The organism is Streptomyces sp. NPDC102259, from assembly GCF_044766465.1.
Taxonomy (GTDB): domain Bacteria; phylum Actinomycetota; class Actinomycetes; order Streptomycetales; family Streptomycetaceae; genus Streptomyces.
This window is the reverse complement of record NZ_JBIWMA010000026.1, coordinates 36,534-55,784: the sequence shown is the minus strand read 5'-3', so window position 1 is coordinate 55,784 and position 19,251 is coordinate 36,534. Positions and strand designations below refer to the sequence as shown.

At 71.7% G+C, this 19,251-nt stretch carries 18 protein-coding genes; 10 read left to right on the top strand and 8 right to left on the bottom strand.

Annotation, left to right across the window (positions count from 1 at the left end):
• The first annotated feature begins 11 nt into the window (after positions 1 to 11).
• Positions 12 to 557: a PaaI family thioesterase gene (locus ACIRPU_RS37265; protein WP_403875413.1), complete on the top strand. Its 546-nt coding sequence runs from the start codon at positions 12 to 14 to the stop codon at positions 555 to 557.
• Here ACIRPU_RS37265 and ACIRPU_RS37260 read toward each other — a convergent pair.
• From ACIRPU_RS37260 to ACIRPU_RS37250, 3 genes are all read right to left on the bottom strand, one after another.
• On the bottom strand, positions 551 to 1,702 hold the full coding sequence (locus ACIRPU_RS37260) for an acyl-CoA dehydrogenase family protein (RefSeq protein WP_403875410.1): 1,152 nt from the start codon (positions 1,700 to 1,702) through the stop codon (positions 551 to 553). The genes ACIRPU_RS37265 and ACIRPU_RS37260 overlap by 7 nt on opposite strands.
• Before the next feature lie 274 nt (positions 1,703 to 1,976).
• Positions 1,977 to 2,648 carry a transcriptional repressor LexA gene (lexA, locus tag ACIRPU_RS37255; RefSeq protein ID WP_403875406.1) on the bottom strand — a complete coding sequence of 224 codons (672 nt, stop codon included), beginning with the start codon at positions 2,646 to 2,648 and terminating at the stop codon, positions 1,977 to 1,979.
• Positions 2,649 to 2,796: 148 nt separating this feature from the next.
• A complete protein-coding gene (locus tag ACIRPU_RS37250) occupies positions 2,797 to 3,150 on the bottom strand; it encodes an ArsR/SmtB family transcription factor (protein ID WP_403875403.1) in 354 nt (117 codons plus the stop codon).
• 137 nt (positions 3,151 to 3,287) lie between these two features.
• On the opposite strand from ACIRPU_RS37250, the gene ACIRPU_RS37245 reads away from it, so the two are divergent.
• The 3 genes from ACIRPU_RS37245 (at position 3,288) to ACIRPU_RS37235 (ending at position 6,483) form a co-directional block, all read left to right on the top strand.
• A complete protein-coding gene (locus tag ACIRPU_RS37245; protein ID WP_403875400.1) occupies positions 3,288 to 4,265 on the top strand; it encodes a zinc-binding alcohol dehydrogenase family protein in 978 nt (325 codons plus the stop codon).
• A gap of 410 nt (positions 4,266 to 4,675) precedes the next feature.
• Positions 4,676 to 6,181, top strand: a complete 1,506-nt coding sequence (locus ACIRPU_RS37240) for a serine/threonine-protein kinase (protein ID WP_403875396.1) — start codon at positions 4,676 to 4,678, stop codon at positions 6,179 to 6,181.
• The gene (locus tag ACIRPU_RS37235) at positions 6,178 to 6,483 is read left to right on the top strand and encodes a hypothetical protein (RefSeq protein WP_403875394.1); all 306 of its coding nucleotides are present in this window, start codon (positions 6,178 to 6,180) and stop codon (positions 6,481 to 6,483) included. Before ACIRPU_RS37240 ends, ACIRPU_RS37235 begins: the two co-directional genes overlap by 4 nt.
• Positions 6,484 to 6,578: 95 nt before the next feature.
• Here ACIRPU_RS37235 and ACIRPU_RS37230 read toward each other — a convergent pair whose 3' ends face one another.
• Positions 6,579 to 7,001: a VOC family protein gene (locus ACIRPU_RS37230; protein WP_403875391.1), complete on the bottom strand. Its 423-nt coding sequence runs from the start codon at positions 6,999 to 7,001 to the stop codon at positions 6,579 to 6,581.
• Between the two features lie 110 nt (positions 7,002 to 7,111).
• Between ACIRPU_RS37230 and ACIRPU_RS37225 the strand changes: the two genes are divergently transcribed.
• From ACIRPU_RS37225 to ACIRPU_RS37200, 6 genes are all read left to right on the top strand, one after another.
• Positions 7,112 to 8,107, top strand: coding sequence for a helix-turn-helix transcriptional regulator (locus ACIRPU_RS37225; protein WP_403875388.1), 996 nt, complete (start codon positions 7,112 to 7,114; stop codon positions 8,105 to 8,107).
• A gap of 77 nt (positions 8,108 to 8,184) precedes the next feature.
• Entirely contained in the window at positions 8,185 to 9,363 is a 1,179-nt protein-coding gene (locus ACIRPU_RS37220; protein ID WP_403875386.1) for a spore photoproduct lyase family protein, read from the top strand.
• Positions 9,364 to 9,673: 310 nt separating this feature from the next.
• Positions 9,674 to 11,137: a carboxylesterase family protein gene (locus ACIRPU_RS37215; protein WP_403875582.1), complete on the top strand. Its 1,464-nt coding sequence runs from the start codon at positions 9,674 to 9,676 to the stop codon at positions 11,135 to 11,137.
• 59 nt (positions 11,138 to 11,196) lie between these two features.
• Positions 11,197 to 12,219 (top strand): alcohol dehydrogenase catalytic domain-containing protein, encoded by a 1,023-nt coding sequence (locus tag ACIRPU_RS37210; protein WP_403875383.1) that lies wholly within the window; start codon positions 11,197 to 11,199, stop codon positions 12,217 to 12,219.
• A 140-nt stretch (positions 12,220 to 12,359) separates the two neighbouring features.
• Complete coding sequence (locus tag ACIRPU_RS37205; protein ID WP_403875380.1) at positions 12,360 to 12,791, top strand: YybH family protein; 432 nt, start codon at positions 12,360 to 12,362, stop codon at positions 12,789 to 12,791.
• A 212-nt stretch (positions 12,792 to 13,003) separates the two neighbouring features.
• Positions 13,004 to 14,317: a replication-associated recombination protein A gene (locus tag ACIRPU_RS37200; RefSeq protein ID WP_403875377.1), complete on the top strand. Its 1,314-nt coding sequence runs from the start codon at positions 13,004 to 13,006 to the stop codon at positions 14,315 to 14,317.
• 27 nt (positions 14,318 to 14,344) lie between these two features.
• Here the strand turns inward: ACIRPU_RS37200 and ACIRPU_RS37195 are convergent, their stop codons facing one another.
• The 4 genes from ACIRPU_RS37195 to ACIRPU_RS37180 form a co-directional block, all read right to left on the bottom strand.
• On the bottom strand, positions 14,345 to 14,770 hold the full coding sequence (locus tag ACIRPU_RS37195; RefSeq protein WP_403875374.1) for a hypothetical protein: 426 nt from the start codon (positions 14,768 to 14,770) through the stop codon (positions 14,345 to 14,347).
• Positions 14,760 to 15,185 carry a hypothetical protein gene (locus ACIRPU_RS37190; protein WP_403875371.1) on the bottom strand — a complete coding sequence of 142 codons (426 nt, stop codon included), beginning with the start codon at positions 15,183 to 15,185 and terminating at the stop codon, positions 14,760 to 14,762. The genes ACIRPU_RS37195 and ACIRPU_RS37190 overlap by 11 nt, the downstream gene beginning before the upstream one ends.
• 194 nt (positions 15,186 to 15,379) lie before the next feature.
• Positions 15,380 to 15,982, bottom strand: coding sequence for a sarcosine oxidase subunit gamma (locus tag ACIRPU_RS37185; RefSeq protein ID WP_403875368.1), 603 nt, complete (start codon positions 15,980 to 15,982; stop codon positions 15,380 to 15,382).
• Positions 15,975 to 19,247, bottom strand: a complete 3,273-nt coding sequence (locus tag ACIRPU_RS37180) for a sarcosine oxidase subunit delta family protein (RefSeq protein WP_403875365.1) — start codon at positions 19,245 to 19,247, stop codon at positions 15,975 to 15,977. Before ACIRPU_RS37180 ends, ACIRPU_RS37185 begins: the two co-directional genes overlap by 8 nt.
• Positions 19,248 to 19,251 lie beyond the last annotated feature (4 nt).

Here is a 19,251-nt window from a genome sequence, read left to right as displayed (position 1 = left end):
AGGAGCACATCATGTCGACGACGGGAACCGGCGGGACCGAAGTGACGGCGCCGAACGGGCACTGGGCGGGAACGGGTATGCCGGAGCCGCCCCGGACCGCCGGGGGCGTGACCCTCTGCGGCGGGTGCCGCGCCCTCGGGGCGTGCCGGCTGGGGGTGGAGCGCGAACGGCTCGACGAAGGCGGCGTGGCCCGGTTCGAGTTGAGCTGCCCGCGCTCCCACGAGGGCGGGCCCGATGTCGCGCACGGCGGCTGGACGGCGGCCGTGCTGGACGACTGTCTCGGCCATCTTCCGCTGCTGCACGGCGTGATGAGCGTGACGGCCGAGCTGACGGTGAGCTTCGTGAAGCCGGTGCCGGTGGAACGGCCGCTGGAGCTGCGGGTGTGGGCCGACCGGCGGGAGGGGTCGCGTTGGTACATCGCGGGCGAGATGACGCTCGCGCCGGGCGGGGCCGTGCTGGCCCGCGCCTGCGGAATCTGGGTGACCCGCGACCGGGGCCACTACGCGCGGCACGCGAAGTGGCTGGCCGGGCAGGTCGAGGACGGCGAAGGTCAGTAGCTCCGCAGGCCCATGCTGCGGGCGATCCCGTTGCGCTGGATCTGGCTGGTCCCCCCGGAGATCGTGGCCACGATCGACTCGCGATAGCGGAAGCTCATCACGCTCTCGGTGGAGAAGCCGTGCCCGGCGCAGACCTGCATCCCGAGCCGGGCGGCAGCCACATAGGTCTCCGACCCCTTCAGCTTCGCCATCGAGCCCTCCCGCGAGCACGGCTTGCCCCTGGCGAGCAGCCAGGCGGCACGGTAGGCGAGCAGCCGGGCGGAGTCGATCTCGGTCTGGAGGTCGGCCATGGCATGGGCGAGCGACTGGAAGTTGCCGATCGGACGGCCGAACGCGTGCCGTGCGCGGGAGTATTCGAGCATCTCGTCGAGCGTGGCCTGAGCGGCGCCCAGATAGCCGCCGGTGATGATCACCTTCTCCAGCTCGATGTTGGAGAGCATCACCTTCCAGCCCTCGTCGCGCGGGCCGACGAGGTTCTCCTTGGCCACCAGGGCGCCGTTGAAGAAGACCTCGTTGGTGCCCAGGATGTGCCGGGCCAGGGTCGGCGTCCGGCGCACCTCGACGCCCTCCGTCGACGGATCGACGAGCAGCAGGCTGATGCCGCTGTGCTTGGGCTCGCGCGGTCCCGTCCGGACGTAGGTGGCGATGGTCGTGTCGGGCAGTCCGGCGCCGGTGCACCAAGCCTTCTGGCCGCTGACGCGGAAGTGGTCCCCGTGGTCCTCGGCGGTGGTCCGCAGCGCCGCGGCGTCGGACCCGCTGTCCGGCTCGCTGAGGCCGACGGCGAGCCGGTGGCGCCCCGTCATCACCTGATCCCGGATGAAGTCGCGCTGCGCCTCGTTGCCCCAGCGGAACACCGTGAGCCCGGGGATGAGCACCCCGATGTAGCACATGGCGACGTCGAAGCTGGCCCGCCCCAGCTCCTCGGCGACGAGGATCAGCTCGAGCGGTCCGCCGCCGTCGCCGCCCTCCGTCTCGCTGAACGGCAGCGAGAACCAGCCGAGCTCGGCCATTCCGCGGAACAGCTGAGGCGGTACGACCCCCTCCTCGTCCCACTGCTTGGCCTTCTCGGCCGGGCACACGTCGGCGACGAACTGCCGTGCCGTCGCGCGCAACAGAACCTGCTCGTCGGTCAACCCGAAGTCCACGGCCGCTCCTCGCCACCACTAGCGCATTCATCTATCTAATTATTCTATGTTAGCGGATAGCGTGGGGTTCAGCTCAAGCTCCCGACGACACCTGTCGGCCGAAGGCTCGCGGCGGGTGGCGTGCGCTTGGACGCCACCGCGCCGGACGCCCATCCGGTCAGCACGAAAAAAACGCCGGACACGGGGGAGCCCCATGTCCGGCGTGGTGAGGGTTTCGTCGTCGGCAGGCGGCAGGCGGCAGGCGGCCGAGAACCCAGCGGGTGGCGCACCTGACCTAGAGCAGGCGCAGGACGCCGACGACCTTCCCGAGGATCTGCGCCTGGTCGCCGCGGATCGGCGCGTAGGCCGGGTTGCGGGGCATGAGCCACACCTGCCCGTCCTGCCGGCGCAGCACCTTGACGGTGGCCTCGTCGTCCAGGAGCGCGGCGACGACGTCCCCGTGATCGGCGCTGTCCTGGCGTCGTACGGTCACGATGTCGCCGTCGCAGATCGCCGCGCCGATCATGGAGTCGCCGGAGACCGTCAGGGCGAACAGATCGCCGTCGCCCACGACTTGGCGCGGCAGGGCGTAGACGTCCTCGACCATCTCCTCGGCGAGCAGCGGGGCGCCGGCCGCGATCCGTCCGACGAGCGGCACGTCCACCCGCGTGTCGCTCCTGCCGCCCAGGTCGGGCGCCCACGAGGGCCGGACCCGGTAGGCGCGGGGACGTTGCGGATCCCGGTAGAGCACGCCCTTGCGCTCGAGGGCCATCAGCTGATGGGCGACCGAGGACGTGCTGGCGAGCTCCACGGCCTGGCCGATCTCCCGCATCGACGGCGGGTAGCCCTGCCGCTCGACCGACTCCGTGATGTAGCGGACGATGGCCGACTGGCGGCTCGTCAGCTCTCCTTCGGCGGTCCGGGGCCCCGGGGGACGGCCCCGGCGGGCGGACACGGTGTTCTCCATCCGGGGCACCTCCGTGCAAGATCGTTCGGAATGACCCTAACCTGTCATCCCCCCTAAATGGAACACCTTATCGAATCTTGCGGACTCCGGGGCCCCGGGCGCGGGTCTTCGCGGCGCCCGCGAGGACGGCCGGCGCGCGGCCCGCCGATCACTCGGCGACGGTGGCGCCGTCGTCACGCAGGAGCAGGGCGAGCAGTCCGGGGAAGCGCTCCTCGAACTCCTCGCGGCGCAGTCGGTTGACCCGCTTGGGCCCCTCGTCACGCTGTTCGACCAGGCCGGCGCCGCGCAGGACCGAGAAGTGGTGGCTGAGCGCGGCCTTGCCGACGGGCACGTCGAAGCTGCCGCAGCTACGCGTCCAGTCGGCGGAGCCCGCCAGATCGCGGATCAGCTTGATGCGCACCGGGTCGGAGACCGCGGACAGCGCCGTGAGCACGGACACCTCCTGGGGATCCGTGTGCACCGGCGCCGCACGGTGACCACCGCCCGCAGCCTCGTTCGACATGCCGCTCCCGTCCCAACGTCCGCCCGGCGGGACACCTCGCGGAGCGTCCCGGCCGGTTGCCGAGTGTTCGATGGATATCTTACAGTCCTAGTGTTCGCTTTCCATTGAACACTCATCGAAGGGTGCGGTGATCCGTCGTGCGCGCAGTCGAGTTCCATGAGTACGGCACTCCCGACGTGCTGAAGCTCGTGCAGGTCGAGACCCCCGAGCCCGGGCCGGGCCAGGTCACCGTCGACGCCGCCTACGTCGGCGTGAACTTCGCCGACCTCAAGGCGCGCGCCGAGGGATACCGGGTGCAGTCGCTGCCGTTCCGGCCGGGCCTCGAAGTGTCCGGACGCATCCGGGCCGTCGGCGACGGCGTCCAGGGGCTGCGGCCGGGGCAGGAGGTCGCCGCGCTGGTCGGCGGTGGAGCCTACGCGGAGGTGGTCGTCGCCGACGCCGTCACCGTCTTCCCGCTCCCCCAGGGCCTGGACCTGCGCACCGCGGCCACCCTGCCCACCGTGGTGCCGACCGCGTACGCCCTGCTCCACGAGGTCGGGCGGCTGCGGGCCGGGGAGAGCGTGCTGGTGCAGGGCGCGGCCGGCGGCATCGGCACGGTGGCCGGTCAGCTGGCCCGGGCGGCCGGCGCCGGGGCGGTGTACGGCGTGGTGTCGTCCGCGGCGAAGGCCGAGCACGCGCTCGAGCACGGCTACGACGAGGTGTTCGTCGGCGACGCCTTCGCCGACGACGTCCGCCGCGCCACCGACGGCAAGGGGGTCGACCTGGTGCTCGACCCGGTGGGCGGCGACACCCTGCACCGAGGCCTCGACGCGTTGGCCGTCTTCGGACGCCTGGTGTCCTTCGGCAACGCCAGTGGCGCCGAGCCGTGGCACGTCGGCCAGCCCGAGCTGTACGCGCAGGGCCGTTCGGTCGGCGGCTTCTCCATCCTGGGGCTCGCCCAGAGCGCACCCGAGGAACTGCGCGCCCTCGTCGAGCGCGCCTTCCGTACGGTCTCCGACGGCACCGTGAGCCTCCCGGTCACCGCCGAGTTCCCGCTGGCGGACGCGGCCGAGGCGCACCGACTCATGGGCGGGCGCACGTCCACGGGGAAGCTGCTCCTGCGGGTGGCCGACTGAGGGCGGCCCGTCCGGCCCACAACGACCTCGGAAGTCGCCGATCGGGCAGTCGCCCGCAGGGAACCGCATGCGAAGGCTGGGGACAGTAGCAGCGATTTCGCCGGCGCTGATGGCGGGCGGAGTGGCCGCCGCTCCGGCGGCCTTCGCCGGGGGCATGGCTGGCGCTTCCCTTGTCGCTTCGACTCGCCCCCGGCACAGGGCCGATCGAGGAACACTTCGCACATTTGTCCTGGAAGGCGCCGACCATCCCATGGGCGGATTTCCGCCAGTAGGGTGGGCGGGCGGTCGAGCGAAAGACACACCGCCACCGGGGAGTTCCGGATGTGCCGCCCTTTCGTCTGCCGCTGTTCCGGAACTTCGGGCGGCCGAACCGTTGTCGCGCCGCCCTGTGCCACCAGGGGGGCAGAGCCATGCGGGTGCTCGCGGACCGATACGAACTGGTCGAGACGGTCGGACGCGGGGGAATGGGTGAGGTCTGGCGCGCCACCGACCGGGAGCTCGGCCGCGCCGTCGCGGTGAAGGTGTTGCCGCCGGAACTCACCCGGCACGAGGAGTTCCGCGTCCGGTTCCGCCGGGAGGCGCGCACCGTGGCCTCGCTCAACCACCGCAACGTCGCCGTGCTGCACGACGTCGGCGAGGACACCACCGACGGCGAGACGACTCCGTTCCTGGTCATGGAGTTCATCGAGGGGCGCACCCTGACCGCCGCCCTGGCCGACGGCGCGTTCACGGTCGTCAGGGCGCCGGCGGTGGCCAGGGACATCGCCGACGCCCTCGCCCACAGCCACGCCCAGGGTCTGATCCACCGTGACATCAAGCCGTCCAACGTCATGCTGACGTCCCAAGGCGGCATCAAGGTACTGGACTTCGGGATCGCGAAGGTCGTCGCGGAGACCACCACCCGCCTGACCGCGACGGGCATGACGGTGGGCACCCCCGCCTACCTCTCCCCCGAGCAGCTCACGGGTCGGCCGGTGGACGGCCGCTCCGACCAGTACTCCGCGGGCTGCCTGCTCTACGAACTGCTCACCGGCCGGCCGCCGTTCCTCGGTGACTCCCCCTTCGCGGTGATGCACCAGCACATCAGCGAGGAACCGGTCCCACCCTCCCGGCTGCGCCCGCAGATCCCGGCCGTGGTGGACGACCTCGTGCTCCGGACCCTGACGAAGGACCGCGAGCAACGGCCGGGCAGCGCCGCGGAGTTGCGGGACGCCCTGGCGGCGACCCTCACCGCGCTGAGCGCACCGGTGGCCACGCCGGCCCCACGGACCGCCGCCCCCGCTCCGGGCGCGCCGCCCGCGCCCACCGTGTCGCCCGCGCGCGCGAACGCCGACTCGAAAGTGGGTCCAGGGCACACGGCGCTGGCACAGCAGGAGACCCGCACCTCGCTGACGCCGCCCAGGCCCGCCGTCCCGCCTCCCGGCGGTCCGGTCGACTCGGTCGTGCCCGGCGTCGTGGACGGCGCCCCGCCGCCGTACACCGCGCCGACGAGCGGCGACCCGACGTCCTCGCCGGGCGAACGGCGGTTCACCGTCACCACCGGCAGGATCGTCGCCCTGCTGGGGATCGTCGCCTCCGGCGTCGTCAGCATCGGCTATCAGGACACGTACGGGGACTCGTCCGACGAGCTCGTCGGTGTGTGGGTGACCGCCGTCGTGCTCGGGCTCGCCCTGTTCCGCTGGCTTCCCCTCGCCTCGACCGTCCTGTGGTGGGGGGCCGGGGCCCTGGTCATGGCGAGCGTCGCGGTCGGCGGCGGGGTCGACGACTACGGCTACCCCTCGGTCACGGAGAGCAACTTCAGCACCCTCTACTACTACGACTCCTCCTACGGCGCCTACTACCAACTACCGGCCGACTCCTCCGGCTCTTCGAGGACGACTACAGCGGCGGGTACGATCCCGCGCAGGCCGAGGTGAGCCACGACTACACCGCGCACGACAACGTCGAGATCCTCGCCGTTCCGGCACTCGCCCTCGCCGCGCTCTGCCTCGTCCGCGCGTTGAGCCGCCGACGCCCCTCGCCCCTCGCGGCGGCCGCCGGCCTGACCCTGGGCGGCCTGGGCGTCGGCTGGCTGGCCCTCGGTACGGACGAGCAGACCGGGGTGTTCACGGTCGCCTGGGCCTTGGTCGTCGTCCTCGCGGTGATCCAGGAGATCCGCGCCCGCCGGAACGCCCCGCCTCGTGTCCGCCGCCGGCTGCGGTTCGTCACGGCCGAATAGCGGGAGACGGCGCTTGCGGGAGACGGTCCGGTCGCTTGCGGGAGACGGGGAACCGCGTGACGCTCCGAGGCCTCCCCGCCCCCGAGGCGCGCGTCTCACGAGGTCGGTGCCGCCCGGTCGGCCCGGGCGAACTTCGCGATCGCCGCCGGGGTGACCGGGGTGAAGAAGTTGACGAGGTTGCCGTCGGGGTCGCGGAACAGCAGCGACCTGTTGCCCCAGGGCATGGTGGTGGGCTCGTTGACGAAGTCGGTCACGAAGCCGGTCAGGTTCCCGTGCACACGGTCCACGTCGTCGACCAGGAACTCGAGGATCACGCTGTGGTTGTCGGCCGGACGGGACGAGCCCGGCGCGAACAGCGGGACCGTACGGGTGCCGGCGACGGCGAGGGTGGCGCCGGGGGTCTCGAGTTCGGCGAAGTCCTCGGTGAACCATGTGGCGGGCACCCCGGTGGCCTTCTCGTAGAACTCGACGAGGCGTGCGACGTCACCGGTGATGATCCGGATCGAGACGAAGTCCATGGTGTTCTCCCTGGTGCGTGGAGCGGCGGCGGTGTGCCGAGCCGTTGCGCTTCGCACGCTAGAACAGATAGTGGACAGAATCGGTCCACTATCCGCGCTAGGCTCGAAACATGTCCCGCCCCACCGGCCGCGTGCTCACCCTCCTGGAACTGCTCCAGTCGGGCGGCACCCGGACCATGCGCGAACTCGCCGACCGGCTCGGCGTGGACGGCCGCACCGTGCGGCGGTACGTGGACCAACTGATCGACCTCGACGTGCCCGTCGAGTCGGTGCGCGGCCGCTACGGCGGCTACCGCCTCGCCCCCGGCCACCGCCTGCCTCCGCTCATGCTCGGCGACGACGAGGCGATCGCCGTCCTGCTCGGCCTGGTCGCCGGCCGCCGAACGGGGCTGACGACGACAGCGACCGCGAGCGAGACGGCAGCGGCCAAGATCCGGCGCGTGCTGCCCGAGCGCCTCGCCCGTCGGCTCGACACGGTCCTGGAATCCCTCGCCTTCACGGAACCGCCCGGCGAGTTCGCCACCCCTGACGCCGGGGTGCTGCTCACCGTCGCCGACGCGGTACGTCATCGCCGGCCGGTCTCGATCAGGTACACCGACCGCGACGGCCGGCGCAGCGACCGCACGCTGCACCCGTACGGGGTGGTGGCCCATGCGGGTCGTTGGTACGTCACCGGCACCGACCCCGGGATCGGGGAGGAACGGACCCTCCGGCTCGACCGCATCGCCGACGCCAGGACGCTGCCCGGATCGTTCGAGGCGCCAGCCGGACCGGACCCGGCGCAGCGTGTCCTGACGGGGTTCGCCACGGCGGCGTACCGGCATGAGGTGACCTTGCGGATCCACGGGACGGTCGAGCAGATCCGCGCCCGGCTTCCCGCCGCCGTCGCGAGCGTGGCGGATCCCGCGTCCGCGGCAGGCGTGGATCCGGCGACCGAGCGCTGGCTCCTGGTCGAGCTGCGGGCGGAGCGACTCGACTGGCTGCCGGGGGTACTCGCCTCCCTCGACCGGCCGTTCACCGTCGAGCGCCCCGACGAACTGCGCGACCTCGTCGTCGCGCTCGCGGAACGCCTCGCGGCCTACGCGCGAGGGACGGCGCCCCGCTGACGTGCGCCGTAAGGTAAGCGCTGAGGACTCATCCGTTTTGGTCCGTTCAGTCCCGCTCCAGCCGAACCGGAACGTTCATGCACTCCCCGTCCGCCGCCTCGGACGACGGCTCCGACGCCCTGTTCGGGCTCGACGCCCTCGGTCCCGGGCCCACCGCACCGAACACGGGCCGGCCGTCCTTCCGTGACTCCGACGCCGCACGGCGGCTGCTGCCCGTACGGGAGATCCACGCGGAACCCGCGGCCGCCGCCTCCCCGCGCGGCCGGCAGATCATCGCCCGCTTTCCCGAGGCGCGGCTGATCGAGGTCGAGTCCCACTGGGGCATCCCGGGGCTCCACGGCAACGAGGGCAACGTCGCGCGCTGGGTGCGCGTCAAGGGCGAGACGCTCGTCCTCGGGGAGCGGAAGGCACCGAGGACGCGTCCCAACGGCCGGTCCGCCGACTGGATCGCACCGGGCGCCTCCAACGGCTGCGCGATGGCCTGCGCCTACTGCTACGTGCCGCGCCGCAAGGGTTACGCCAACCCGGTCACCGTCTTCACCAACATCGACCGGATCATCGCCCACATCGGCCGGCACATCGCCCGGCAGGGCCCGAAGCCCGAGCCGAACCAGTGCGACCCCAAGGCCTGGGTGTACGACGTCGGCGAGAACGGCGACTGCTCGGTGGACGCGCTGATCTGCGACAACACCGCGGATCTCGTCCACGCCTTCCGGCAGTGGCCGACGGCGAAGGCCTCGTTCGCGACCAAATTCGTCAACCCGGACCTGCTGGCGTTGGACCCGCGCGGCCGGACCCGCGTCCGCTTCTCCGTCATGCCCCCGGACGACTCGCGGCTGCTGGACGTGCGCACCTCACCGGTCGCCGAGCGGATCGCCGCCGCCGCGGACTTCCTGGACGCGGGGTACGAGGTGCACTTCAACCTCTCCCCCGTCGTCGTCCGCCCTGGCTGGGAAGCGGCCTGGACGGACCTCCTCGAGCATCTCGACGACGTCCTGCCCGACCGGGTGAAGCAGCAGGCCGCAGCCGAGGTGATCATGCTGACGCACAACCGGGAACTGCACGAGGTCAACCTCGGCTGGCACCCTCGCGCCGAGGACGCCCTGTGGCGACCGGACCTCCAGGAGACCAAACGCTCCGAGAACGGCGCACTGAACGTCCGCTACGCGAGTCCGGTCAAGGCGCGGGTAGTGGACCGGCTTCGTGCGCTGATCGCCGCCCGAGCCCCCTGGCTACGCGTGCGCTACGCGTTCTGAGCCGTCGACACTCAGATCCCGCCCCACTCCGCAGCCCCTTTCATCCGCCCCCCGTTCCCAGTGTTCGGGCTGGACGGTATGGGCGCCGGTGTACAGCGGCGCGGATATCGGCGAATTGCCCGGTGGACCAGGCGAGCCTGTGAAGGGGCGCCCCCGAGGGCCCAGGGGCGAGAAGGAGAGGAGTGGAGAAGTGTCGCCTGGTGACTATCAGGTGACCGCTGCCCGCCGGGCGATTTGTCGGATCCCAGGGAACGATGGGAGCGCGTCACCACGAGCGACCAGCCGTCGGCTCGGCACACCCGTGCGGAACATCCGAACCACGCCAGAAGGACATGTCATGACCTCCACCCCTCCCAAAGCCCCGACCTCACCCGGAGTGCGGTCCTGGTGGGGAATCCCGTACGCCACCGCCGAGCGGTACCGCCGCCCCGTGGTCGCGGACTTCGATCCGGACCTCCCCTACGACCGCAAGGGCGTCGTCTCGATCCAGCCCGACAGCGGTGACTGGCTCGAAGCGGACAGCGGGATGGGCGAGGACTGTCTGAACCTGAACGTGTGGGCTCCCGAGCAGCCGGCCGGCAAGGCGTTCCCGGTGACCGTGTACATCCACGGCGGCGGATTCGAGTACGGCGCGAACACGCAGATCACCTCGAACGCCGCCGGTCTCGCCGCGACGGGGCGCGTGGTGGGCGTGTCCGTCAACTACCGGCTCGGCGCCCTGGGCCCGCTCTCGCTCTCGCAGTACGGCGGGAAGCTCGCCGAAGCCAGCAACCTCTTCCTCCAGGACATCATCGCCGCGCTCACCTGGATCCAGCGGAACATCGCCCACTTCGGCGGCGACCCCGACAACGTCACCGTCTACGGCCACAGCGGCGGCGCCTACTCCTCCCTCGGACTGCTCGGCGCCTCCTCCGCCGACGGCCTGTACCGGCGCCTGGCCGGGTTCTCCGGCGGGCCCGCCCGCTCCATCCCGGCCTGGTGGGCCGAGGAGCTCGCGCACCTGTTCGTCACCGAACTCGGTGTCGCGGACAACCCGGAGAAGCTGCTCGACCTCGACCCGCTCTCCCTGCGGGACGCCCTGCGCAAGGTCCTCCCGACGGACCTCGGAGTCCGCGGCGGGGTGGACAACAAGGCCACCGGCGTCGTCCTGGACATCGGGCAGCCCGGCGCGGTGGTGCACGCCCACCCCATGGACGTCCTCGCCTCGGGCGCGCACCGCGACGTCGACATCCTGCTGAGCATGGCCAGTGACGACATGGGCTGGTGGGTGGCGAACGACCTCGACCGGTTCGACCCGGGCACCATCGAGCGCGTCGTCGACGAAGTCGCGGGGTGGCGTATTTCCCGCTCCCGCGCCCAGAAGATCGTCGACGCCTACGACCAGGGCGGCCGTACCCCGGCCGAGGTCCGTGCCGCGGTCATGGCGGACTACCTCTTCGCGATCCCCGCCGCCCGCGGCGCCCTGGCCCACGCCGCCGCCGGCGGCAACGCCCACCTCCTGATGATCGGCCCCGCCGAAGGCGCGCCCGCGGTGCACGGCACGGAGATGTACGCCCTGGTCGGCCAGGAACAGCCGGGCCGCAGCGCCGAACAGGCCGAGCGTGACACCCGTATCCGCGACATCGTGCTCGACTTCGCCACCGGTGAGCACTCCCGCCTGTGGCCCGCCGTCACGGACAAGCCCACCTCGGAAACCGTCGGCAACTCTCCCTTCGAGGGCACCGCCCACTACCAGCAGGTCCTCGACCTGTGGGAGGGCATCGACCGCCCCTGACGGTCACCGGGCGATCCGGAAACAGCGCACCAGGGGGCGAACAGAGTGAGGAACTCGGCATGAGCCAATCGACAGCAGCCGGCGGCGCCGCACCGGCGACGATGCGGGCCGTCGTCGTCACCCGGCCCGGCGGTCTCGACGCACTGGAGATCAAGGATGTGCCGGTGCCCGTCCGCAAGCCCGGCTGGGTCCGGATCAAGGTGAAGGCGTTCGGCGTCAACGAGTCCGAAGTCACCACCCGCAAGGGCGAGTCGGATGCGGTGGTCACCTACCCGCGCGTTCCCGGCATCGAGGGCGTCGGCGTGGTGGATGACGCCGACGAGGACAGCGGGCTGCGGCCGGGACAGCAGGTGGCCACGATGATGGGCGGCATGGGCCGCTCCTACGACGGCGCGTACGCCCAGTACGTGACGGTCCCCGTGGCGCAGGTCATCCCGTTCGAGACCAGCCTGCCGTGGGACGTGGTCGGTGCACTGCCCGAGATGTTCCAGACCGCCTACGGATCCCTGACCCGCGGCCTGGACCTCAAGGCCGGGCAGACGCTGCTGATCCGCGGCGGCACCTCCACGGTCGGGCTGAGCGCGGCCACGATCGCGAAGGACCTCGGAGCGACCGTGCTGTCCACCACCCGCAGCCCCGGCCGGGCCGGGGAACTGCGGGCGGCGGGCGTCGACCATCCCCTCGTCGACGACGGCACCCTCGCCGGCCAGGTGCGCGAGCTGCTGCCGGAAGGCGTCGACGCCGCACTGGAACTGGTGGGCTGCTCGGTCCTCGCCGACACCCTCCGCACCGTCCGCCGGCACGGCACGGTCTGCTTCACCGGAGCTCTGGCGGGCCAGTGGACGATCCCCGACTTCTCCCCGTTCATGATCCCGGGCGGGGTACGCCTCACCTCCTACGGCGGTGAGGCCGCCGACCTCCCGGCCGACGTCTTCGCCCACCAGCTCCAGGCCATCGCCGCAGGCCGCCTCACGGTCCCGGTCGCGAAGGTCTACCACGGGCTGGAACAGGTCCGTGCCGCTCAGGCCGACCTCGAGTCCGGCACCACGCCGGGCAAGCACGTCGTCGTCCTGGACGACTGAGACCTGGACGACGGTTGCCCGGGCCCCTGAGACCCGGGCAACCGAGAAACGACCGCCAACCGCCCCCGATGCGCGACGGCCGACGACGGCCGACGACAGCCGGCCGCAGCTTCCGTAAGAGAAAAGGCACAGGAACAGAGATGAGCGTCGACAAGGCGGAGATCAGCGCGACCATCCTGGAGTTGGAGAAGTCCTTCAACGAACGGTGGAGCGTCGGCGACAACCGCGGCTACCTCGACAACTACGCCGAGGAGGTCAGCTACTTCGATCCGATCCTCAAGGAACTGGTCGTGGGACGCGACAAGGTCATCGCCCACATCGACTCGATCTACAAGAACCCACACATCGTGCGCAGTGAGTACCTCAACCCGGCGGTGAGCGTCGCCGACAGCGGTGACTTCGCGGTCCTGGCCTACAACCTGAACACCTACGTCCTCGACGACAACGGCAACGAACGGCCACTCCGCGCCTGGAACGCCACCGAGGCGTACCGGCTGATCGACGGCGAGTGGCGCATCGTGCACTCCCACTGGGCGTTCCCGCAGACCGCGACAACAGCCGTCGCCTCCTGACGGTCAAAGGGGCCGCCGCCGCGTTTACGTGTTCCGGCTGGTCACCGACGCGGTCGAGGATTCCTACGACCTGGCCGTCGAGCGGCTGCCCCGGCGCGACCGCCCCGCTGCCCGATGAGTGCCGCGAACAGCTCAACTCCCGCCCGAAAGCGTCCCGTTCAAGGACCCACGTACACACACCTCCGCCTCCACCCCCCAGACCCGAGAGACCGATGGAACCGACCGAAGCGACCCTGCCCCTCTTCGACGAGGAGCCCGCCCGGCCACTCGCCGACCGCCTGCGCCCCACACAGCTGGAAGACGTCGTCGGGCAGGACCACCTCCTCGCCCCGGACGCCCCGCTGGGCCGCATGGTCGCCCAGCAGCGCCTCGGCTCCGCCATCCTGTGGGGCCCGCCCGGCGTCGGGAAAACGACCATCGCCCGGCTCCTCGCGGACGGCGGCAACCTGGCCTTCGAACCCGTGTCGGCCACCTTCTCCGGCATCGCCGAACTGCGCAAGGTCTTCGCCGCCGCACGAAGCCGGCGCACCATCGGCCAGGGCACCCTGCTGTTCGTCGACGAGATCCACCGCTTCAACCGCGCCCAGCAGGACAGCTTCCTGCCCTACGTCGAGGACGGCACGATCACCCTGATCGGCGCCACCACGGAGAACCCGAGCTTCGAACTCAACGGCGCCCTCCTCTCCCGCACCCAGGTCCTCGTCCTCAAACGCCTCGACGAAGCCGCCCTGTCCACACTCCTCAACCGCGCCGAGCAGCTCACCGGCCACCGAATGCCCGTCGACGACGACGCCCGCCGCGCCCTGATCGCCATGGCCGACGGCGACGGCCGCTACCTCCTCAACATGGCCGAACAGCTCCAGGCCCTCCCGGACCCCGGCACCCCCCTGGACACCACCGCGCTCGCCCACCACATCCAGCAGCGCGCCCCGCTGTACGACAAGGCCCAGGAAGGCCACTACAACCTGATCTCCGCGCTGCACAAGTCGATGCGCGGCTCCGACCCGGACGCCGCCCTGTACTGGCTCGCCCGCATGCTCGACGGCGGCGAGGACCCGCTGTTCGTCGCCCGCCGCCTGGTCCGCTTCGCAAGCGAGGACATCGGCGTCGCCGACCCGCACGCCCTCCAGCAGGCCCTCGCCGCCTGGGACGTGTACGAGCGACTCGGCTCCCCCGAGGGCGAGTTGGCGATCGCCCAGGCCGTCGTCCACCTCGCCACCGCCCCCAAGTCCGTCGCCGTCTACCGCGGCTTCAACGCCGCACACCGTGCCGCGCGCCGCACCGGCTCACTCATGCCGCCCGCCCACATCCTCAACGCGCCGACCCGGCTGATGAAGGACCTCGGCTACGGCAAGGAATACCAGTACGACCCCGACACCGCCGACGGTTTCTCCGGCGCCCACTACTTCCCCGAGGACATGGACCGCGAGACGTACTACCGGCCCACCCGCAACGGCTACGAAGCCCAGATCAGCGAACGCCTGCGCCACTGGGCCGCCCTGCGCGCTCACCGGCAACGCGGCTGACCGGACGATCGAGGCGCTGCACGACTCTCACAAAGGGCCGAATGAGCGCTCCGTTGCGTCGCCCTCGGCCGGGCCGGCGGCTGCCGTGCTGTCGGCGGCCCGGCCGGCGGCTCGTTCCGCGCGGAGTTCTTCGGCGACCTCGTAGGCCCGGCCCGGGTCGTAGACGGTGACCGAAGTGCCAGGGCTGTACATCGCGTGTGCCCGGGGCGTGTACGAATAGCCTTCGACGCCGCGCTGGGCGGCTATGCCGTCGACCTCGCCGACGGGTACCCGCCACAGCCCGGCGGTGTGGGACGCGGTCCACCACTCGTCCGGGCGCAGGAAGTCTCGCTTGACCTCCGTCCGACGCTCCACCGCCACCTGGACCCGGCCGAGTTGCTCGGTCAACCAGCCGGTCAGCGCCTCTGCGTCGACCCGAGAGAGCGGTGCGGCCGTCGCCGGTTCACACTCCACCGTCGCTGCGGGTATGCAACACCACCTTGATCGACTGTCGCTGCCCCAGACTGAGTCGCTCGACGACGACGACTCGCTGCAGATCAGCCATCGCCATGGTCGACGAGCGCAGAAAGCGGGCGATCACGACCTGGGCCGGAGTTCCCAGGGGGCGGAACTCGACCCACCGCACCGTCATGGAGACCGTGACGTACGTCATGGCCACGGTGAGCAGGATCACTGCGACGACCATGAGCGCCAGTAGGACCCAGAAACCGCCCCAGAAGAATGAGCTCCCCGAGATCACGGCGGCCACCAGAGCGGCCAGCAGAAGTGGGGCCGCGATCATCGACGGGACCATGATGCTCGCGCCGATCCCGAAGGCCAGCTCGCGGGCCCGGCTGGGCACGAAAAGCAGCCGCCATCCGGCTGTCACGGGTGACACAACTTCCGCCAGCGGGCCGGGATGCCGAGTTTCCATGACTCAAAGGTAGGACCCTGCAAAGGAGTTCGTAAGGCCACAGCAAGCCGTACCTTCCCGTACGACCGTCAACGCCACCCGACGCCTGAGGGCATGACGACCCGGCACGGCGGCTCCACCGTGCCGGGTGGTTCAGCCCCCGTGATCGTTCACCCGTATTCCACGGCCGCGTCGAGCAGCCAGTTCGTCAGGTGGTCGGCGAAGGAGGAGCGCACCAGCACCCAGAACCCCGCCCCGGGCTCGTCGCGGGCCACCAGGACGACCTGGGTGCGGGCCAGGGTCGTCTGGGCGCACCGGCCGGGGCCGAAGACGCGCGGGTGCAGATCCAACCGGCAGCCGTGGGACAGCAGGTCGCGGGCGCGCGGGCCGCCGACCAGGACGGTGGTGCGCTGGGCGGAGACGTCGGTGACGGAGACGGGCGCGTCCCCGGCCGCCGAACGGATCCGGCTCTCCAGGTCCCGCTGGGCGCCGGGCAGGCCCACCACCAGCCACTCGTCGGGGCCGAGCCACACCGCGCGCAGATCCCCCGCGCGCACGACGGTGTCCGGCTCCAGGGGCAGTTGCAGCCCCAGGGCGAGCCCCACGGCGTCCGCCGCCGGGCCCTTGGCGTCGAGGCGGACGTTCAGCTGGGCCAGGAACGGGACTTCGGCCAGGCGGATCGCGCCCCCGCAGGAGCGCGTCGCGGCGGCGAGACGGTCGGCGGCATGCCCCAGCGGGCTGCGCTGCCGTGCGGTCGGAGCGGTGTCAGCCATCGCGGCGGGCTCCCTCGGGGTCGTAGAGGACGGGGCTTGCGACCGTCACCGGAACCAGCCGGCCGCCCACGGGGGCGTAGAGACGTTCGCCGATACGGTCCCGGCCGCCCTTGACCAGGGCGAGCGCGAAGGTACGGCCGAGGGCGGCGCTGCGGTAGCTGGAGGTGACATGGCCGAGCATCGGGACGGGCGGCGCGGGCAGCACGCTGTCGGCGACCAGGTGGGTGCCCTCCGGCAGGAAGGTCCCCGGGTCCTCGGGCAACAGACCCACCAGGTGCTTGCGGTCGGCGCGGACGGTGTCGGCGCGGGCGTACGAGCGCTTGCCGATGAAGTCGGGCTTCTTCTTCGACACCGCCCAGCCCATCCCGAGGTCCTGTGGGGTGACGGTGCCGTCGCTGTCCTGGCCGATGATCGGGTAGCCCTTCTCGGCCCGCAGGACGTGCATGGTCTCCGTGCCGTAGGGCGTGATGCCGTACGGGGCGCCCGCCTCGTACAGCGCCTCCCACAGGTCGAGCGCCTGCCACGGTGACACGTTGATCTCGTAGGCGAGTTCGCCGGAGAAGCTGATCCGGCACACCCTCGCGCCGATGCCCGCGACCTCCGTGTCCCGCCATGCCATGAACGGGAAGTCCTCGTTGGCGACGGCGAGTTCGGGTGCGAGCGAGCCGAGCACCTCGCGGGACCGCGGGCCGACCAGGGCGACGGTGGCCCACTGCTCGGTGACCGAGGTGCAGTGGACGCGGAGTTCGGGCCACTCGGTCTGGAGCCACTCCTCCATCCAGTCCAGTACGGCGGCCGCGTTGCCCGTGGTGGTGGTGACCAGGAAGCGGTCCTGGGCGAGCCGGATGACCGTTCCGTCGTCGAAGATCATGCCGTCCAGGTGGCACATGACGCCGTAGCGGATCATGCCGACCTTCAGCGTGCTCATCATGTTGGTGTAGAGCCGGTCGAGGAAGACGGCGGCGTCCGGGCCCTGGACGTCGATCTTGCCGAGGGTGGAGGCGTCCATGAAGGCGACGCTCTCGCGGGCGGCGGCGCACTCGCGCAGCACGGCCGCCTCCCGCTCCTCTCCGTCCAGCGGGTAGTACCAGGGCCGCTTCCATTGGCCGACGTTCTCGAACAGGGCGCCGTGCGCGACATGCCACGCGTGGACGGCGGTCGTGCGGATCGGGTCGGACAGGGCGCCGCGGTCGCGGCCGGCGAGGGCGGCGAAGGAGACGGGGGTGTAGGGCGGCCGGAACGTGGGCAGGCCGAGGGCCGAGACGTCCACGCCGAGGAGTTCGGCGACGATCCCGCTCGCCAGCGCCCCACCCGTCTTGCCCTGGTCGTTGGCGGTGCCGGCCGTGGTGTAGCGCTTGGTGTGCTCCACCGAGCGCAGGCCCGCACCGGTCGCCCGCGCCAGGTCGTCGACCGTGACATCGCGCTGGAGGTCGACGAACCGGGGGGCTCCGGTGAAGCTGGGGACGGCGAACACCTGCATGGGCGGGGTGTACGGCGTGGTGGTGACGGCCGGGAGGGCCGGCGAGCCGGCGGGGTGGCCCTCCGCCTCGACCGCGCGGGCGCCGGCCGCCGCGCCCTGCGCGAGGGCCGTGGCGAGATCGAGGGCCCCGTTGGCAGCGCCCGCGACCTCCACCGCCTGACGGCAGCTGTCGGGAACGAACGTGCCGAGTACGTCGTCGTGGCGGAGCTTGCCGCCCGCCTGGCTGAACAGATGCGCGACGGGGTTCCAGCCGCCGGAGACCAGGAGCAGGTCGACGGCGAACTCGCGCCGTGCCGAAGCCAGTTGCCGTTCCGTGGACTCCCCGTACGGGGCGACCGTCACGGAGGTGAGGCGGGCCCCGCCCTCCGTGTCCGTTACCGCGTGTCCTGCCAGCACCTCGATCCCGGCGGACCGGGCGCGCTCGGCCCACTCCCCCGGCTCGGACCGGGTGTCGACGATCGCCGCGACGTCCGCTCCCGCCCCAGCCAGGTCGAGCGCGGCGGCGTAGGCGCTGTCGTTGGTGGTGAACACGACCGCCCGCCGGCCGGGCAGCACCGCGTACCGGTGGAGGTACGTGCGGGCCGAGGCGGCCAGCATCACGCCGGGGCGGTCGTTGTCGCCGAACGCCAGCGAACGCTCGTGGGCGCCGGTCGCGAGGACCACGCGCCGGGCACGGATGCGCCAGACGCGCTCGCGGGAGACGTGCTCCGGGGCCCGCGCGCCCAGGTGGTTGGTGCGGCGCTCGACGGCGAGGAGGTGGTTGTCGTCGTAGTGACCGAAGACGGTGGTGCGCGCCAGGACCCGCACCTCGGGGGCGGCTTCGAGCTGTGCGCGCGTCGCCTCCACCCAGCCGAGGTGTTCGCCGGTGCCGAGCAGGCTCCCGCCGGGTTCCGGCTGGTCGTCGGCGAGGATGACGCGGGCGCCGCTCCGTGCCGCGGCCGCGGCGGCCGCGAGGCCGGCCGGGCCCGCGCCGACGACCAGCAGGTCGCAGTGGGCGTGTACGGCGTCGTAGCGGGCGGGGTCCGGTTCGGTGGCGAGGCGGCCCTGGCCCGGGAGGCCGGTCGCGACGAGGCCGTCGTACAACTCGACCGTCGTCGCGGGGAGCATCGGCTCGGGGAAGGGCTCCTCGATCTGGATGACGGCGTTGGGTTCCTCCACGCCGGCGGAGAAGATGCCGCGGGGGCGGCCTCGTTTGATGCTGGTCGCTGCCGCGATGACGCCGTTGGCGAGGAGGGCCGAGGCGAGGGTGTCGCCTCGGTAGCCCTGGTAGGCGGTGCCGTCGAAGGTGAAGGTGAGGGGTTCGTCGCGGTGGATCCGGCCACCGGCGGCCAGGCGGTGCGGTTGGCTCGCGAGCCGTGCGGGGAGTTCTGCCCCGAGCCGTGCTGGGGGCTCTGCCCCCAGACCCCCGTTCGGCCCTGAAAGGGCCTCGTCCTCAATCGCCGGACGGGCTGGAATTGCCGGACCGGGGTCCGAAGCGGCCGGACGGGGTGGGACGGCCGGGTCGGGCTTCGTGATGGTCGGGCGGGGCTCTCCCGTTCGGTACACCGCGAGGAGCTCGTTCGTCGAGGTGTCGCGTACCGCGTTGAACCACTTGCGGCAGCCCGCCGCATGGCTCCAGCGTTCGGCGAACGGGCCCTTGGGGTTGTCGCGGAAGAAGAGGTAGCGCGCCCACTCCGCGTCGGTGAGGGCGGCGGAGTCCTCGGGGTAGGGCACGTGCGCCTGGCCGCCGTAGTGGAACTCGGCCTCGTCGCGGGGCCCGCACCACGGGCAGGAAATGAGCAGCATCGTT

Excerpts from the sequence above, each read along its gene's own strand:
- ACIRPU_RS37265 (WP_403875413.1), top strand. The coding sequence starts at position 12 with ATGTCGACGACGGGAACCGGCGGGACCGAAGTGACGGCGCCGAACGGG.
- lexA (WP_403875406.1), bottom strand. The coding sequence starts at position 2,648 with ATGGAGAACACCGTGTCCGCCCGCCGGGGCCGTCCCCCGGGGCCCCGG.
- ACIRPU_RS37250 (WP_403875403.1), bottom strand. The coding sequence starts at position 3,150 with ATGTCGAACGAGGCTGCGGGCGGTGGTCACCGTGCGGCGCCGGTGCAC.
- ACIRPU_RS37240 (WP_403875396.1), top strand. The coding sequence starts at position 4,676 with ATGCGGGTGCTCGCGGACCGATACGAACTGGTCGAGACGGTCGGACGC.
- ACIRPU_RS37230 (WP_403875391.1), bottom strand. The coding sequence starts at position 7,001 with ATGGACTTCGTCTCGATCCGGATCATCACCGGTGACGTCGCACGCCTC.
- ACIRPU_RS37225 (WP_403875388.1), top strand. The coding sequence starts at position 7,112 with ATGTCCCGCCCCACCGGCCGCGTGCTCACCCTCCTGGAACTGCTCCAG.
- ACIRPU_RS37220 (WP_403875386.1), top strand. The coding sequence starts at position 8,185 with ATGCACTCCCCGTCCGCCGCCTCGGACGACGGCTCCGACGCCCTGTTC.
- ACIRPU_RS37210 (WP_403875383.1), top strand. The coding sequence starts at position 11,197 with ATGAGCCAATCGACAGCAGCCGGCGGCGCCGCACCGGCGACGATGCGG.
- ACIRPU_RS37205 (WP_403875380.1), top strand. The coding sequence starts at position 12,360 with ATGAGCGTCGACAAGGCGGAGATCAGCGCGACCATCCTGGAGTTGGAG.
- ACIRPU_RS37200 (WP_403875377.1), top strand. The coding sequence starts at position 13,004 with ATGGAACCGACCGAAGCGACCCTGCCCCTCTTCGACGAGGAGCCCGCC.
- ACIRPU_RS37185 (WP_403875368.1), bottom strand. The coding sequence starts at position 15,982 with ATGGCTGACACCGCTCCGACCGCACGGCAGCGCAGCCCGCTGGGGCAT.
- ACIRPU_RS37180 (WP_403875365.1), bottom strand. The coding sequence starts at position 19,247 with ATGCTGCTCATTTCCTGCCCGTGGTGCGGGCCCCGCGACGAGGCCGAG.